A 17,269-nucleotide genomic window follows, 5' to 3' on the forward strand; every position below is an offset into this window, starting at 1 on the left:
GGCCTTACGGATTTTCCATGCCTTACGGCTCCGGCTTTTCAATCAGGCTCAGAAAGTGCGCCAGCGAGTGGCTGTTGCTGGTTTCGAATACAGCGTCGAGTAGCTCCAGAGTCTGGATACGATCAAGCCGGAATTGGCGGTAGTCCTGGCGTTTATGGCACCAGCCAATCACGGTCCATTTGCCGCCCCAATAAACCTGTCCCAGCGGGTCGATGGTGCGTTGTGATATTTCGCCATCGGCGCGAGTGTATTGCAGCCGGATCTGGCGTTGTTGTTCGATGGCGATCCGCAACAGCCGAATGGTTTCTGGTAGTTTGGGGTCGCGGAAGTCGGGTACCAGCAGGCTTTGCTGGTCGGCGAGGGTTTTCAGTTCAGCCGGGAGGATGGCGTTGATTTTGGCCAGTGAGCGTTCGGCGGCGCTGGCCAGCAGCGGGTCGGCCCAGGATTTCACCATCCGGCTGCCGAGCACCAGCGCCAGTATTTCTTCGCGGTCGAACATCAGTGGCGGCAGTTCAAAGTCGTAGCGGATGCGATAACCGACTCCGGCCTCGCCATCAATCGGGATGCCGGATAACTCGAGGGTCTGGATATCCCGATAGATGGTGCGCTCACTAACGCCCAGCCGTTCAGCCAGCTGTTTGGCGGTAATGGCAGTCCGACGGCCGCGCAGCAGGTTGGTGAGCTGAAACAGCCGTTCGGATTTATGCATCGGTTACCTCATCAAGCCTGTCAGGCTGGCGTGCCTGCTTCTGCAAACAGCACTTCGCTGTGCTGCATCTGCATACTGCCATGATCGATCATGCTAACCCATTCGCGATTGGCATCCTGCTGCATGAATTGGCTGTTGGTGGCAGTGGCAGTCTCTGCGTCGGCCCAGTAGGCCAGATCAATCCATTCGCCACTGTCTGGGTTTTGGCAGAGGGTTCGATAAAGGAAGCCTGGCTGCTGGCGCAGCCATGCCTGTACTGGCTCGTTGGCAGCCAGAAAATCGAGGCTGTCGATACCCTCGGCGAGTCGAAAGCGTACCTGTTCGAGCACGTTGTGCGGGCGGCTGTAGCGGCTGTGGAAGTTGTGCTGCTGGTTTTCCATGTCTTGTTTCCTTTTGGTTGTTTGCAATCGTTGGTCGTAGCGGATGGCTAACGCAACAGCACTATGGCGGAGTGATCCTGACAGCCAATGTCAGTAGTGATCGGCTGAATTTACGCTGCAGTGTCAGTACCATCGTGGGCTGATGTGATGGGCAGATTTCAGAGAACAGCTTCAGAGGAACGGCGTTTATGTACACGGATGAAGAGCTGAACACGGCGGTTCAGCAGGGCATTTTTAATCAGCAGGCGGTGGAGCGATTCCGCGCTATGGTCGAGCAGCGGCGCGCGAGCCCGTCGGTGGACGAGGAAAATTTCCGGCTGTTGTCGGGCTTTAATGATGTGTTTGTGGTGATCGCCTGCATGGTGCTGCTGGTGTCGGCCTTCTGGCTGGTGTCAGACACGGTTGCCGGTGGTTGGCTGGTGGCGCTGTTGTCATGGGGGCTGGCGGAGTTTTTTGTGCGCAAGCGGCGTATGGCCTTGCCTGCGATTGCCTTGTTACTGAGTTTTGCAGGCGGCGCGGTGTTTGGCCTCGGCTATGGCGAGCATTCCCTTGGTGACGATATGTCGGTGTGGCCGCTGTTGGTGTTGGCCTTGCTGGTTGGGCTGCACTGGTGGCGTTTCCGGGTGCCGATTACGGTGGCGGCGGGCACTGCGACGCTGATGTTGTATCTGATCGGGCTGGGCATGAAAGTCTGGCCAGAAGACACTCAGTGGCTGCTGTTTCTGGTGGCCGGTCTGGCGGTATTCATGCTGGCGATGTGGTGGGATCTATCCGACCGCCAACGGCTGACGCATCGGGCGGATGTCGCCTTCTGGCTGCATTTGCTGGCGGCACCACTGATTGTGCATCCGCTGTTTCTGGGGGTGGGATTCTTTGACGACGGTGCCAGTTCGTCGCAGGCACTGTTTGTGATTGTTGCCTATCTGGTGTTAGTGGTGCTGTCGCTGGTGATCGACCGCCGGGCTTTTATGGTGTCGTCGCTGGGGTATGTGATCTACGCGCTGAATCAGCTGCTGGACGATACCGGTATCGAGATCGGTGCGGCGCTGGTGGGGGTGGTGATGGGCTCTGCCTTGCTGTTGTTGTCGGCCTGGTGGCATGCCGCGCGGCGTCAGCTGGTGCAGCGCTTGCCGCCGAGCTGGCAAGCCAGACTGCCCTGAAGGCTGGTTAACGAATGTTGCCCAGCGACAGGGGCGAAAGATCACAAGCGCCGGTTTTGGGCCGTCGCTTGTGTGATCCTGCACAAGTCTGTGGTGATTGAAACATTCGATAAATCAAAGGCTTGCTTGTCTTTTCAAGGCCACGAAAATTGGCTTCAGGGTTGCAACAGCCTGGGTTTGAGTTAGCTGTGTGAGGAAGACACGCCGATGATGACCTTCTACATGACCCCGGGCTCCTGCTCGACGGGTATTCATATTCTGATGGAAGAGCTGGAGCTGGTGTTTGCGGCTCATGTGCTGAATTTGCCAGCGGGCGATGGCCAAAAGCCGGAATATCTGGCGATTAATCCGAAGGGCACGATTCCAGCTCTGGTGCTGGACGACGGCACCGCGTTAACGGATTTTGTAGCGATTGCCTGGTGGCTGGGGCAAAAGTATCCAAAGAAAGGTTTGCTGCCGGAAGGCCTGGACGCTCAGGCCGTGGCACTCGACCGCCTGAATTATCTGGTGAATCACATGCATGGACATGGCTTCACCCGGCTGTTCACTACCGACCGTTATATGCTGCGCGAAGATGATCGCGAGGCGATTGAACGGCAGGGCCGTACGCTGGTGATGAACGGTTTTCATCAGGTCGCCAAATGGCTGCAAGCCACGCCGGGCAAGTGGGTGTATGAGCGTTTTTCAGTGGTGGATGCGGCGCTGTTTTACAACGAATTCTGGGCGGTGCGGTTGGGTATGAACTTGCCAGACGCCTGTCAGGCGCATTATCAGGCAATGATCCAGCGGCCGCTGGTGAAGCAGGTATTGGCTGAGGAAGGCTATCGGGTGTAGGTCGGATAAGCTTGCGCCATCCGATGCACAGTGCTGTTTTAGATGGCACTCGCTGCGCTCGTTTATCTAGCTACAGCTTCGTAGGGTGTAATAGCCGCAGGCGTATTACACCGAGCCGATTTGGTGTATTACGCGTTGCGCCTGACGGCGTGGTGTCAGTCATTATCGCGAATAAATTCGCTCCTACATTGCTGATTGCCAGCCTCGCTACAGGGGTCATCCGACGCACAAGCTGTTTCCACCGTACCCAGCCGCTGCAATATTTCGCAGCTCGAAATGGTGTCGTTGTGACAGCTGTTGGCTAACGCCTGTAAGGTGTGTTCGAGCTGGCGTAATTCGTCGAGGCGGTGCTGCACTTCAACCAGCTGGTTGCGAATAATGCGATCGACTTCGCCACACGGTGCTGCCTGGTCAGACTTCAGCGCCACCAGCCGTTTCATATCGGCCAACGGAATGTGCAGCGCCTTGCAGCGGCGAATAAAAATCAGCCGCTCAACGTCGTGCTCGGCATAACTGCGGTAGCCGTTTTCACCACGCTTGGCTGCCGGGAGCAGGCCAATATCCTCGTAATAGCGAATGGTTTGGCTGGGCAGGCCGGTACGCTCGGCCAGCTGGCGGATTTTCATGGCGACTCCCCAAAATTAAAACGCAACGGACATCGATCCAGACCTTATAAACATCAGCCGGATTTGTGAATCGCATGACGTTAAAAATAGTCAGCGCTCAGGCCTGATGATTGTGTGTGAATCACACAGACTCATACTTGACCTTAAAGTTACTCGAAGGTTTAGCATGGCGTTAATTATTGAACAGGTTCGCCTGAGAGGAGGGCGCTATGTCCGGTTGTTGTGGGCCATCGGCCACAGATCAAAGCCAGAAAACCTTGTTATGGACGGTGTTGTTGTTGAACGCCGCGATGTTTGTGGTGGAGTTTGGTGTCGGTTGGCTGGCCCGTTCCAGCGGTCTGATGGCCGACTCGCTTGATATGCTGGCGGATGCGCTGGTGTACGGCATGAGTCTTTATGCTGTCGGCCGAGGGAATACCGAAAAGGCCCGCGCCGCGCTGATGAACGGCTCGTTCCAGCTGGCGCTGGGGATCGGGGTGTTGCTGTACGTGGTTTGGCGGATTACCCAGAACGAGATTCCGGCAGCGGAAACCATGGGGGTGATTGCGGTGCTGGCGTTGATTGTGAACGCGGCTTGTTTTGGTCTGCTGTGGAAGTCACGCAGTGGCGATATCAACCTGCGTTCCAGCTGGATCTGTTCCCGTAACGATATGATCGCCAACGTCGGTGTGTTGGTGGCGGCGGGTCTGGTGACGGCGCTGAACTCGCCGTGGCCGGACTGGATTATCGCGACACTGGTGGCGATTATCGTGATTCGTTCGGCGCTGCGGATTATTCGCGAAGCCCGTCATAGCCTGGCAACCGGTGAAGAAGTTTCGATTAGCTGTTGTGGTAGCGATAGCAGTTGCAGCACGCCAGCGCCTGAGCTTGCCAAACCTGCTGCCAGCTCCTGTTGTGGCACTGTCGCCGCCGAAGCAGTGGCCGCGCCGGTTTCCAGCTGTTGTGGTGGTGCTGACAAGGCGGAGTCTGTTGAGGTTAAGTCAGCATCTTCCTGTTGTGGTGGTGCAGCAAAAACCGAAGCTGTTGAGGTTAAAGCGGAGTCGTCGTGTTGCGGCGGCGGTAAGCATTAACTTCTGACACGAAGCGCGGGCGTCTCGCCCGCATCCAGGCTGTTATGAAGGCAGGATGCCTGCATTCCCGCTCTAGGCCGGATGTTCGATCTGATTAAGCATTTCCAGTACAAAGGCCAGTCGCTCGGCGGCTGAGTCCATTTCCAGCAGTTGTTGCTGATTCTCGGCACCAAACGACAGCGAGCCAAATAATTCAAAGCTGAATTGTTGTGGCGTTTTGTCCTGCCAGCGTGCTGGCGCAAAGGTTTGCTGCATGGCTGGTTCGTTCTGCGCCAGCGCTTGCAGCCGCACCAGAATCTTTTCCATCAGCTGGGCCGCCAGCTCTGTTTCGTCATCGGTCGCCGGGCGATCTTCGAATGGCTCACACTCGTAAACCATAAACGGCAGCGTCTGCTTTTCTGCAACCGCCTTGAAGCGTTGTTCGATATGCACGTTCAGATACAGTCGACCGTCCGGCGTGGTTTCGATCAACTCACATAGGCCAGCGGAAAACACCGGGTAGGGCTTGTAGGTGGCCTGATTTGATTTCAGCGCTTCTTTTAGATTGTCGTTGGGTTTACCGAGGCTGACGACTTTTTCGGTATGGCAAATGGCGACCAGCGCGTTGGTATCCAGGCAATGCTGGATCATCTGCCGATAGCGCGGCTCAAATACGTGGAGGGGAAAAACGGTGCCGGGGAAGGTGACACACTCAGGGATGGGGAACATGCAGATTTCGGTCGTCATGTGGGTCTCCGTGGCCGTGAGTGGAGGCAACACTATAACGAGCCAGCAGCGGCGCTGCCAAGGGGCGCTTCGGTATCATGCTGCAGGCCATATTGGACAGGATATTTGTCACGACATGTCGTGACCCTACGAACGGTGCCGGGTACAACGTAATCCATGCGTAGGGTCCAGGCATGCCTGGACAACCCACATTCACCGCGAATCAATCTTCCCGGTCGTAGCCTTCGGCGATGTGCTTGTCTTTCAAACGCACATAATTACCTGCGCCATAAGTGAAGAAACTGCGCTCTTTGTCGGTGATTTCACGCACCGGCTTGGCGGGCGAGCCCATGTAAACAAAACCGCTTTTCAACACCTTGCCCGGGGTTACAGTGGCTCCGGCACCAACGATCACTTCGTCCTCAACCACAGCACCGTCCATGATCATCGACTTCATGCCGATCAGGACCCGGCTGCCAATGGTGCAACCGTGCAGCATGGCCTGGTGGCCGATGGTGACATCGTCGCCGATGATCAGCGGATAACCGCCCGGGTTGTAGTCTGAGGCGTGGGTGATATGCAGCACGGCACCGTCCTGCACGCTGGTGCGGGCACCAATGCGGATCTGGTGCATGTCGCCACGAATCACCGCCAGCGGCCACACCGAGCTGTCGTCGCCCAGTTCAACATCGCCAATCACCACGGCAGAGATATCCACAAATACCCGTTCGCCCAGTTTTGGGGTGTGATTCTGGTAGGCTCGTATACTCTTGCTCATCAGCTGTCTCCTTTTGCGACTGGCGGTTATTTTGCCCGCACTGTGCCGCTATGGCAGACAAGACGCAAGTGGTGGCCGCGGAGCGGAATCGACAGCCTGACAAAAATCATTTTGGCCGCCAGCTGAACGCACTGTTACCCAAACTGTGAATGAAAACGTCAGTCTCAGACCCATATAGTGACTCTGTTCATAGACTACCACCCATTCCACTGGAGGACGATCATGTCGAATCTGGATTCCCTGTTTAGCCCGGTTGCTGTTGGCGACGTTGAGTTGGCCAACCGTTTTGTGATGGCACCATTGACCCGCTGCCGTGCACCAGGCCATCTGGCCAACGCACTGATGGCGGAATACTACAGTCAGCGCGCCAGTGCGGGTCTGGTGATTACCGAATGCACTATGGTCACTCCGGATACTTCCACCTTCGGCGATGACCCGGGTATCTATTCAGACGAGCAGGTAGAAGCCTGGAAGCAGGTCACTGATGCCGTACACGCCAAAGGTGGCAAGATCTTTATGCAGATCTGGCACGGTGGCCGGGCTGCCCACCCATCATTCAATGGTGGCAAGGAAGCGGTGTCGGCCAGCGCCATCGCTATCGAAGGCGAAACCCATACACCGGAAGGCAAACAGCCTTACAGTGTGCCGCGCGAGCTGACCAAGGCCGAAATCGCTGCCATCGTTGATGACTTCCGCCAAGGAGCCGCCAATGCCATCAAGGCGGGCTTCGACGGCGTTGAAGTGCACGGCGCCAACGGCTACCTGATCGACGAATTCCTGCGCGAAAGCGCCAACCAGCGTACCGACGAATACGGCGGCCCGATTGAAAATCGGGCCCGTTTCCTGTTTGAAGTGCTGGACGCCGTGACTGCTGAAATCGGTGCCGGTCGAGTCGGCTTGCGACTGTCGCCATTGAACAGCTTCCAGAGCATGAAAACTGCCGATCCGGTAGCCTGGATCAGCTGGCTGGCCAAAGCACTGAATCGCTACCAACTGGCCTATCTGCACGTGATGCGTACCGATTTTATGGGCTTGCAATCCGCTGATGTGCTGACCCCGGTTCGGGCTGATTATCAGGGTCACCTGATGGTGAATATGGGTTACAGCGCTGCGGAAGCTGCTGCAGATATTGACGCTGGCAAAGTGGATTCCGTTGCCTTTGGCACCGCCATACTGGCCAACCCGGACTTCCCGGCACGAGTGAAAGCCGGTGCTGAGCTGAATACTCCTAATCCAGATACCTTCTACACCCCGGGCGCCGTCGGTTATACCGACTATCCGTTTATGGCGTGATAACTGCCCGGTAACAGGATTGTCTCAACGAATAAGCCCGGCACAGTTGCCGGGCTTTTTTACGAGAGCATCAAGGCTTCAGCTATACGCCATTAGCCGGGGCGAATTTGTGATGATCGTTGGCGTGCCAACAGCAGCAAGCCAAACATCACCAGCAGGAACCAGCCTGACAGGCTACCGCCGCCGCTGCCTGAAGAACCGGATGATGAACTGCTGCTATCCGGGTTCTCCGGGCTGTCATTGCTATCGGATGTGTCATCACTGGCGTCGGAATCATTATCAGAAGTATCGCTGGAGTCTGAATCAGAGCTGTCGCCTGTATCGGTATCAGAAGTATCGCCGGAGTCTGAATCAGAGCTGTCGCCTGTATCGGTATCAGAAGTATCACCGGAGTCTGTGTCAGAACCGTCGCCTGTATCCGTGTCTGAACTATCACTGGAGCCTGAATCAGAGCCGTCGCCTGTTTCCGTACCAGAGCTATCATCAGAGCTGTCGTCCGAACCATCCTCTGTCTCGGTTCCGGTGACGTTAATATAAACCGTACCTATGGAAGACCAGTTACGGCCATCGTATACCCGGTACTGAACGGTATCCTGATAGCTGGCGTCTTCCCCTGATACCTCGTAGCTCAGCAAGCCATCCTCCGTCAGGGACGCGTTACCAGTCGCAGCATTGGCTTCAAGTTGGTAGATAATCGCGTCATCGTCTGCATCGGTGCCGTTGAGCTGGGCTGAAAGACCAGTGGCGAAGTCAGTATCCAGAGTCAGATCCGGGGCTGTTGGGTCAGCATTGGTAATAAATATCTGGATCCAGCATCGAGAAGAACGTGCCTGGCCGTCAGTCACCCAAAAACTGAATTGTTGCCAGTTGAAACCTGCATCACTGATGGTGAATGTGAAATCCCCCGAACTCTGATCGGCCAGAGTGACAGTGCCATATGCTGGTCGGCTCAATAGTTCGTAGGTCAGATCATCGCCGTCATCATCAGAAGCCGCCATGGATGCTTGCAAGACGTTGTTCCAGTGTAATGAGAACTCGTCATCACTGCAGACTGGTGCAGTGTTGCTGAGGTCTATGGTTACGGTCCCCAGGCCGGAATAGTCGGTGCCGTCGGTCATGAAATAATCAAATTCAACCGGATCCAGGTTGTCACCGGTCGGAGTGTAGATAAATTCAGCGACCAAAGGATCCGGAATGGTGACCGCGCCATTTTCTGGCTGGTGATAGATGGCATAGGTGACCGCCTCAGCGCTGTTGTCCTGAGCGTTGAACTGGCCGTGCAGCGGAGCGTTATAGGGGCCTGCTTCAGAGGAATCTCCGGCGATTAATGGCGACGTCTTGTCGGAGGTATCCAGCAGTGTGGGTCTGATACCAGCCATAAACAGCTGGATTGTATCGGTACCGTGATGGACCAGCAGGCGATCATGAATCCCCAGATATTCGGTATCGCCGGTGTCTTCTTGCCAGGAAGTCGTGTTGGTTGTCAGGTCAAACGTTCCAACCTGGCCATCGCAGATGATTGCCAGGGTCTGGTCATCAATAGCTTCGATCGCTTGCAGGGAATCATCACAGATTTTGATCAGGGTGCTGCTACTAAAATCTTCGTTCAGCTGACCCAGCGCACCGCTTTCTGTTGCCAGATAAACAATTGGCTCGTCGGTAGTGGCGTCATTAATAATCGAAATGGCTGCTGGTTCCAGTGCGGTGGAATGAATAGTGCTTTCAGCCAGATCAATCACGACGAGATTGTCTGTAATAGCAATTATTTCATTTATGCCATCAGAATTAATATCCGCAGATTCAAGAAGCCATATCGGGTCTGAAATGTCAGGGATTATATATTGATCGGTCAGTGTCAGGGTTTCAGCATCCAGCTTGAATATTTTGCCACTGGCACCACCCAGCAGAATTTCCTTATGACCGTCATCATCAATATCGTCAAATTTAATTGAATAAATAGCTTGTAAATCATCATCGACAAGTACCTCAGCTTCCAGAGCACCTGTTGCAGCATCAATTACATAAAGATATCCATCAGACACGTTTCTAGTTGCGACCAGAACCTCCGGAGTGCTGTCATTATCGATGTCAGCGATGCTAATATCGTGAATATCTAAATAAGCGGTTTCAGGAAAAACCTGGCTATCTGCGGTCCAGATTTCTGTCAGAGTAGTGCCATCGATAGCACGTAATATCCCTGAACTGTAGCCAGACTCGCTGTCGATGGAGGCATAAATGAAGTCGGCGATACCATCACCGGTTATATCCCCAAGGTCAATCGAAAGGTATGGACCGGAATATTCACCACTTTGCCATTCGAGGCTGCTACTCTCAGGGGTGTAGATATAAAGGTAATCAGCGCCGCTGCTTGAATAGCCACTACCCCAGACGACATCAAGACTGGAGTCACCGTTGAAATCGCCAGCGATGATGTCCGTGACGCCATGGTTGTCATTTGGAATATCAACCAGAGTGGCGCCGCTCTCACCGTCCAGGATGTATAACTCTCCCCACTGGTCATCACCCGTAAATATCTCCAACGCGCCATCGTTATCCTGGTCATATAAACTGAGGGCTTCAAACCGAATATTGTTAGGGGGGACAGACCAGATACTCCCCATCGATATACCACTATATGCGGTCAGGCTAGTATTCACACCCAGAATTTCATCAAAGCCGTCATTGTTGATATCACCGACTTCCAACAGGGAGCTGGCAAACCCCGTGGCGGTATAGTCCCACGTTACTTCAGTTGAACTCCCCTGAATTGTCAGGACAACGCCACTGCTGATCGCCAGCTGCAGTTCACTATCGGTGGTGATATGGCCGACCCCGAAAGCGCTGCCGCCCCAGGACAGGGTTTGCTCCAGCTCGTAGCTGTTGAGGTTAAAGATCATGGTGAAGTTGTCTGTCAGGGCGACAAATTCTCGCTCACCATCATTGTCGATATCAGCAACCAGCAAATCGTTGACGCTTCTGTTCGAGGTGGAAACCTGGCCAACACTTATTCCAAGGTTGTGATCAAAAATATCAATGTAGCCATCGTCGATGGCAATCAGGCTGACGTAGGTGCCTGCATCACTCTGAAAGGTGGTGAGTTTGGTTATCTCTTCGGTATACACACTGGACTGGCACACCACCTGATAGTCGTTGGTGTCGGTATCAAATGACAACAGGGTGAACCAGTATTCGCTGACCAGGCTGGACGACATATGGCCAGATGACAGCAACAGATCATCAACACCATCCGCGTTGTAATCGAAGGCGCTGAAGCCAGCATTGCCCAGCGCTGTACTGAATGAAATTCCGGACCACGCGGTGGAGTAGGATTGGTCTGAGGGGTTACCACAGGGGGAGGCCTGAACAGATGACGTAAATGCGCCAAGCATCAGCAAGCCCCAAAGGGCTGGGAAGCGAAATCCTTTCATAAGCGGTACCATCAATGGTTCATTTGTATGGCAGTACTTTACATCAATTACTAATAATGATGGTGTGCTTACGTTTATAATTTTTCTTTACATGACTTGATTCAGGTTTTTCTAGCCAGGTATCACCGCCAATATCTCTGCCGCAGCGCGTCTGAGTGCGTCCGCGACGTCTTCCGGTTGATCAACAAAACGCTGGCCCGGGCCGACCAGGTTGATGGCGGCGATGGGCTGGTTGGCTTGGGGGCAGAGTGCGATGGCGCAAGAGCCCACGTTGGCTTCGTAACGGCCGAGGCTCCAGCTGAGTCCGGCGGCGCGGTCGCGGGTTAATTCGTCTAACACCTGGGTAGGCGCAATGTCGGCAGTGTGCTCAGGCGGTAGCTGTTGCAGCCGTTGGCTGGCTTCCTCAACGGTCATGGCGGCCAATAAGGCGCGGCCAACCGAGGTTCGATAGAGTGGCAAGCGGGTGCCGGTGGAGAGGTTGCTGACCAGGCTGCCGCGGGCAATGGCCCGTGCCAGATAGAGTGAGTAGCCACCGTCGGCGACGGCCAGGTAAGCCGACATTCCGCACTGTTCAGCCAGTTGTTCGAGCACCGGCTGGGCCTGGTCGAGCAACGCCTGCTGCTGATTCATGCCCTGGCTTAACTCCAGCACGCCCCAGCTCAGGCGGTAACCGCCCTGACTGTTGCTGGTAGTTGAAGGAATCGTTGCAATCAGCCCTTCATCCTTCAGCGTCGCCAGCAACCGCATCAAGGTGGTGCGGTTGATGGCGAGATCGGCTGCGGCGCTGGTGAGGTTACGACAGCTGCGGCCACTACCGATATAACGCAGCAAACGAATGGCACGCTGAACCGCAGGCACCGAGTGCTCGGGGGGAGTCGCAGTCTCGTTGCTGTTGGTTGTTGTGGCGTTCATCGAACTTGCGTTAGTTGGGGTGGTATCCGCAGGCATCAGGCTTTCCTCAATGTGAGAGACGAATCAGATCTCTACCTTCCAGGCGTTATAGCCATAAACCCAGTCGGCGTTACCGCCTTTCTTGAGCCACTCGTTGCCACGGGAACCGCGTTGTACATTGGCAGTACGTTCCTTGCGGGCGTCTTCATAACGCTGCAGGGCTGCCGGGATGCCAGCAACATCAACGTTGGCCATGCAACGGCCCAGCACCACGCCATCTTCAATTGCCATACAGGCGCCCTGAGCCATAAAAGGCACCATCGGGTGGGCAGCGTCACCCAACACCGTGATGCGGCCTTGTGACCATTGGCTCATGGGTTCGCGCACGTACAGCGCAGACTTGGTAATGGATTCGCAGGCGTCGACCAGCGCAAAGGCTTCCGGGTGGAAGTCGCGGTAGATTTCGCGCAGTTCGTCAACGTCGCCTGGGCAGGTCCAGGATTCTTCTTCCCAGCCTTCTTGTGGCGTGGTGGCAAATACAAAGGTGTCTTCGCCCTTGTTGAGCGGGAAGGTCACGATCTGGATGTCCGGCGTTGAACCCCACCATTTGGTGAAGGAATCCAGGTTGGGCACGTTCAGCTTGCTGGCTGGCACTACGCCACGATAGGACACCAGGCCGGTGAACTCCGGTGCGTCCTGGCCAAATAGCGTGGTACGGGTAATCGAATGAATGCCGTCGGCACCAATCAGCAGGTCATGCTGCGCTTCGCTGCCATCAGCAAATGTCAGGGTAACGCCAGTTTCATCCTGGCTGATGCTGGTGGTCAGGTGGTTGTAACGAATGTTGTCGCCCACCGCATCAACCAGCGCTTGTAGCAAGTCGGCACGGTGAATGGTCAGCTGTGGTGCGCCGTATTTTTCCATCGCTGCATCGGCCATTTCCAGTCGGGAGGTTTCTTCACCTGTGTCCCACTGGCGGCTGATGCGGAATTTTGGCTGCGCGGCGGTTTTACGCAGTGCTTCGGCGACGCCCTGGCCCAGACCATCAAGGGCATAAACCGCGTTTGGTGTGAGGTTGATGTCAGCACCGATGCGGAAGAATTCTTTCGCTCGCTCGTACAGAGTGACCTGGTGACCCTGCGCTTGCAGTGCCAGAGCTGCGGTAATGCCGCCGATACCTGCGCCGCTGATGGCGATATTCAGACTAGTCATGGCTGTCTCGCTCTTTTAGTGCGTTCATATTTGAACGCTAGTATTCGTATATGGGATTTGATTATGACCTTATAAATCCATATGTAAATCATAATTTCATATATAAAACAGATGGCGAGATTGTCAGCAGGAATCTGGTAATCCGGAAAGCAGGAAGAATGGATACAGGCATGCAGCAGGTGTTGTGCTGCCTATCAGGGCATCGCTGGGCGTGGCCCAACCTACAGATCTGACGTGGTTTGCAGGATGCGCCGTGCCCATCAGCACATCGTTGGGCGTGGCCCAACCTACAGGTCTGACGTGGTCTGCAGGATGGGCCGTGCCAATCAGGCCTGCTAGTCCTGAACAGCCGCGTTCTTTTCTTCGACGGCGGCCGATAAATCCTTGCTGCTGACGTATTCGGAAGCAGGCACAGGTGTGCGAACGGTTTCGGCGGCGGCTGGTGTTTCCTGCTCATCGGCTTCTTGCATGGCGTGGTAGAGCGCTTCCTGCAGGTTAATCACCAGCCCGCGATAGTGATCGGTGAAGGCGCTTTTACCGCCCTGATCACGCCAGCTGAGGTACAGCTGTTCGCGGAATCGGGCTTCAGTGCGGTTAAAGGCACGTTTGCGCTGGTCGGCAACCGCATCGCTGTAGCCCAGCATACGCAAGGCCTGGGTGCCAGCTTCCAGTGCTGAGTAGTAGGTTTCGGTGATCACAAAGTCGGCCCCGGCATCCTGCAACTGGTAATGATGGCCCCGGTCGAACGCCCGTGCGATCACCTTGAGGTTGGGATAACGGCGTTTGACGTAACGCACCAGCTTCAGTACCTGACTCTGCTCGTCGATGGCAATCACCAGCAGGCTGGCTTCGGCGATTCCAGCGGTTTCCAGCAGGTCGGGGCGGCTGGCGTCACCGTAGTAGCCTTTCACGTTAATCCGCCGCATCAATTCAATCTGGCTGACCTTGTGATCCAGTAAAACCGTATCAAAGCCGTTGGACGTCAGCAGACGGTTCACCACCTGACCAAAACGGCCGACCCCGGCAACAATTACCGGGCCGCGTTTATCGATGGTATCGGCCTGGCGTTGTTCGCCATGTTTTGCCAGTTGGGGAAAAATCAGCTTCTCCAGCGCGATAAACAGCGCTGGCGTAAGGAACATCGACAGCGCGACGACCAGCGACAACAGCTGTGCCAACTCGCTCGACAGCACATGGGCACTGTAGGCGTAGGTCAGCAGCACAAAACCGAATTCACCGGCCTGCGCCAGACTGAGGGCAAACTGCCAGCGGTCACTTGGTTTGAGTTTGAACAGCAGCGCCAGCGCGCCCAGCAACAGGCCTTTCAGCAACATCAGCACCAGCGTCAGAGCAACGATCAACAGCAGCTTGTGCCACAGCAGGCTGAAGTCGACGCCAGCGCCCACTGTGATAAAAAACAGCCCCAACAGCATGCCTTTAAACGGCTCGATATCGCTTTCGAGTTCGTGGCGGAATTCACTGCTGGCCAGCACCACACCCGCGAGGAAGGCGCCCAGTGCAGGCGACAGACCAACCAGATGCATCAGCGCGGCAATACCGACAACCAGCATCAGCGCAGTGGCGGTGAAAATCTCACGGGTGTGCGAAGCGGCCACATAACTGAACAATGGCCGACTGAGAAAATGGCCACCGAATACCACCACGGCGACCGACGCCACCACCATCAGCGCCTTGCCCCAGATTGGAAGTTGCGCCACCAGACTGAGATCATCGCTGTGGGCTGCACTGTCGCCACCGAGCTGTTGTAACTCCGGCAAGGCCAGCAATGGAATCAGCGCCAGCATCGGGATCACAGCGATGTCCTGAAACAGCAACACCGAAAAGGCGCTGGTACCCGCCTCACTTTTATTGAGGTTCTTTTCGTTGAGGGTTTGCAACACGATAGCGGTGGACGACAACGACAGAATCAGACCAATCGCCAGCGCCGACTGCCATGGCTGGCCGAGCCACCAGGCGCCATAACCCAGCACCGCGCTGGTGGCTACCACCTGTAAGCCACCAAGGCCAAACAACCGGTGGCGAATGCCCCACAAGGCTTTTGGTTGCAGCTCCAGCCCAACCAGAAACAACATCATCACCACACCAAACTCGGCAAAGTGCTGAATGGTGGTGGTCTCACTGCCAACCAGTCCCAGCACCGGGCCGATCAACACCCCGGCGATCAGATAACCCAGTACCGAGCCAAGTCCCAGCCGTTTGGCCAGTGGCACCAGTAACACGGCGGCAGCAAGATAGATAAAAGCCTGAATAAAATAGCTGGTCATGAGTGACTCGAACGGGTGTTTGAACGGATGTTTGATAGCGCTGTGGATCAGCAGCAAACGGCCGCTAATCCAATACTGAATGCCGGGCGAGAATCGTGCGGCAATAAAAATCACTCTAAACCCGTGAGCGTAAATTGGTACAACAAATTTACTGAATGGTGAACATTTTTGAAAAGACCGGCCGCCGGGAATGCGTGGGGGAAATGGTGTGGTTCCAGGCTTGCCCCGGAATCCATGCGCCGGTGAGCCATTCGACCTTGTATGGATCCTGAATCGCTGCGCGTTCAGGAAGACGTAATGTTCGTCATTCCGGGCTTGCCCCGGGATCCATGCGGCGGTGAATCGTTCAACGCTGTATGGATCCTGAATCGCTGCGCGTTCAGGAAGACGCAATCCGTCATTCCAGGCTTGCCCCGGAATCCATACGGCGGTATCAGGAGGACCTCCGCATGGATTCTGAAGTGCCTTGTCTTGATGGGGCGTCAGACTTACTTCGACTCTTCCGCCACTGGCGTGGCCTGATCAGCAAACAGGAACTCGTCTTCTTCCTTGTGTTTGCCCATCAGCCGTGGGCGTTCAATCAGGAAGTACAGCACCAGACCAATGATCACCGCGTAAACAGTGGATTTAGGGTCCGGCATCGCCAGCGTCACGGCAACAATACCGGCGACTCCGCGCTCAGCGGAGTTCTTCAGTTGCTCCATACCCACCATGATGCAGATGTAGGCGGTCAGCACCAGCGTCAGTGACAGCGCAATTGGCAGTACCGGTTTGAACATCGACACCAGTGGCAGACAGAACAGCGCCAGGAAGCCGGTTACCCAGAAGGTACCGCCACCGCTGTAAATGGAGTCCATTGCCTTGCGACCCATGGCGTAACGTTCGGCAACAGTCGCGTGGGCGGCGGTGAACAGCGGGCCAGACAGACCTGGCCACGGCGCCAGGAATGCGTGCAAGCCGTTACGGATAGCCGTTACCACGTGGATGCGGTCAACGTTCAGTTCAATCTGTTCATCCGGGCGCTGACGGTCGGAGCGTTCAACCAGCGTGGTGCCGACCAGAATGTCACCAAAGGCAATGACGTAAGCGATCAGCGCAGTTGGAATCGCCAGCAGGAACATATCCAGATCCGGGAAACCAACGCTGGTGACCAGATAATGCGTCATCAGAGAGAAGTCAGGCTGGGTAATCCCCCACTGGATATCCGGCAGCGGGTATTCCGCGACGGCCCAACCAACAATCATGGCAACCAGCATGCCGGGAACCATGCCGAAGTTGGCGATCTTGCGGGCAAAAGCCGACTGTTCAACAACGTTCTTGAACGACAGTGAGAAGAGGATATAAGCGGCCACAATGGAACCGGCAATCAGCGAAATCGGTGTGCTGTCGATACGGCCACCGGTTTTCAGCTCACCCATCATGGCGGCAATACCGGCACCGATAATAATGCCCGACTTCAGCGAGTTGGGAATCACACTCACCAGTTTGGAACCCCAGCCGGTGAGGCCCAGGATCAGGAAAATCGCCATGACTTCCAGCTGCAAGGCAAACAGCGCCTTGATGGCTTCCGGGCCGGGCTCATAACCACCGAGGAACAGAATCACCACCGGAATGGCCGGGGTAATCCAGCCGGGTACCAGCGGCACCCCCAACAGCGCAGGCAACATATAACCAATACCGGCGATAAAGCAGAACGCCAGTGCGGCTTCGTAAGGAATACCAAGATATTTTTCCAGCAGCGGAATCATCGCCAGACCGACGACAAACATAACCAGGCCTTGCACCATCTCCGGGAATTCCCAGCGATAATGAACAAATGGCAAGCGGATTTTAAACGGGCCTGCAGGCCAATATGGATGTTCTTCGCCATCCTTGCGTTGTTGGAGTGCCATAATGAT

The 17,269-nt window shown here is 55.5% G+C and carries 14 protein-coding genes; 4 read left to right on the plus strand and 10 right to left on the minus strand.

The window, feature by feature from the left end:
* Nucleotides 1–22 precede the first annotated feature (22 nt).
* Together K6123_RS01390 and K6123_RS01395 are read right to left on the minus strand one after the other, a co-directional pair.
* Entirely contained in the window at nucleotides 23–709 is a 687-nt protein-coding gene (locus K6123_RS01390) for a helix-turn-helix transcriptional regulator (protein ID WP_221793401.1), read from the minus strand.
* Between the two features lie 20 nt (nucleotides 710–729).
* A complete protein-coding gene (locus K6123_RS01395) occupies nucleotides 730–1,089 on the minus strand; it encodes a hypothetical protein (protein ID WP_221793403.1) in 360 nt (119 codons plus the stop codon).
* Between the two features lie 188 nt (nucleotides 1,090–1,277).
* Between K6123_RS01395 and K6123_RS01400 the strand changes: the two genes are divergently transcribed.
* Nucleotides 1,278–2,249, plus strand: coding sequence for a hypothetical protein (locus K6123_RS01400; protein ID WP_221793404.1), 972 nt, complete (start codon nucleotides 1,278–1,280; stop codon nucleotides 2,247–2,249).
* A gap of 207 nt (nucleotides 2,250–2,456) precedes the next feature.
* Nucleotides 2,457–3,083: a glutathione S-transferase family protein gene (locus K6123_RS01405; protein WP_221793406.1), complete on the plus strand. Its 627-nt coding sequence runs from the start codon at nucleotides 2,457–2,459 to the stop codon at nucleotides 3,081–3,083.
* 155 nt (nucleotides 3,084–3,238) lie between these two features.
* Here the strand turns inward: K6123_RS01405 and K6123_RS01410 are convergent, their stop codons facing one another.
* Entirely contained in the window at nucleotides 3,239–3,709 is a 471-nt protein-coding gene (locus tag K6123_RS01410) for a MerR family transcriptional regulator (RefSeq protein WP_221793408.1), read from the minus strand.
* A 209-nt stretch (nucleotides 3,710–3,918) separates the two neighbouring features.
* Between K6123_RS01410 and K6123_RS01415 the strand changes: the two genes are divergently transcribed.
* Nucleotides 3,919–4,779, plus strand: coding sequence for a cation efflux transmembrane domain-containing protein (locus tag K6123_RS01415; RefSeq protein WP_221793410.1), 861 nt, complete (start codon nucleotides 3,919–3,921; stop codon nucleotides 4,777–4,779).
* A gap of 72 nt (nucleotides 4,780–4,851) precedes the next feature.
* On the opposite strand, the gene K6123_RS01420 is transcribed toward K6123_RS01415, so the two are convergent.
* Nucleotides 4,852–5,505, minus strand: coding sequence for an LON peptidase substrate-binding domain-containing protein (locus K6123_RS01420; protein ID WP_221793412.1), 654 nt, complete (start codon nucleotides 5,503–5,505; stop codon nucleotides 4,852–4,854).
* A 202-nt stretch (nucleotides 5,506–5,707) separates the two neighbouring features.
* A complete protein-coding gene (locus K6123_RS01425) occupies nucleotides 5,708–6,262 on the minus strand; it encodes a gamma carbonic anhydrase family protein (RefSeq protein ID WP_221793414.1) in 555 nt (184 codons plus the stop codon).
* Nucleotides 6,263–6,484: 222 nt separating this feature from the next.
* Between K6123_RS01425 and K6123_RS01430 the strand changes: the two genes are divergently transcribed.
* Nucleotides 6,485–7,555 (plus strand): alkene reductase, encoded by a 1,071-nt coding sequence (locus K6123_RS01430; protein WP_221793416.1) that lies wholly within the window; start codon nucleotides 6,485–6,487, stop codon nucleotides 7,553–7,555.
* Between the two features lie 92 nt (nucleotides 7,556–7,647).
* Here K6123_RS01430 and K6123_RS01435 read toward each other — a convergent pair whose 3' ends face one another.
* The 5 genes from K6123_RS01435 to K6123_RS01455 form a co-directional block, all read right to left on the minus strand.
* Nucleotides 7,648–10,983, minus strand: a complete 3,336-nt coding sequence (locus K6123_RS01435; RefSeq protein ID WP_221793417.1) for an FG-GAP-like repeat-containing protein — start codon at nucleotides 10,981–10,983, stop codon at nucleotides 7,648–7,650.
* 111 nt (nucleotides 10,984–11,094) lie between these two features.
* Entirely contained in the window at nucleotides 11,095–11,931 is an 837-nt protein-coding gene (locus tag K6123_RS01440) for an IclR family transcriptional regulator (protein WP_221793419.1), read from the minus strand.
* A gap of 27 nt (nucleotides 11,932–11,958) precedes the next feature.
* Nucleotides 11,959–13,086, minus strand: a complete 1,128-nt coding sequence (locus K6123_RS01445; protein ID WP_221793421.1) for an FAD-dependent monooxygenase — start codon at nucleotides 13,084–13,086, stop codon at nucleotides 11,959–11,961.
* Nucleotides 13,087–13,421: 335 nt separating this feature from the next.
* Nucleotides 13,422–15,485 carry a monovalent cation:proton antiporter-2 (CPA2) family protein gene (locus tag K6123_RS01450; protein WP_343223943.1) on the minus strand — a complete coding sequence of 688 codons (2,064 nt, stop codon included), beginning with the start codon at nucleotides 15,483–15,485 and terminating at the stop codon, nucleotides 13,422–13,424.
* Between the two features lie 374 nt (nucleotides 15,486–15,859).
* Nucleotides 15,860–17,263 (minus strand): solute carrier family 23 protein, encoded by a 1,404-nt coding sequence (locus K6123_RS01455; RefSeq protein WP_221793423.1) that lies wholly within the window; start codon nucleotides 17,261–17,263, stop codon nucleotides 15,860–15,862.
* Nucleotides 17,264–17,269: the final 6 nt, after the last annotated feature.

Origin of the sequence: Oceanobacter mangrovi (assembly GCF_019740315.1) — a bacterium.
Lineage (GTDB): Bacteria > Pseudomonadota > Gammaproteobacteria > Pseudomonadales > Oceanobacteraceae > Oceanobacter > Oceanobacter mangrovi.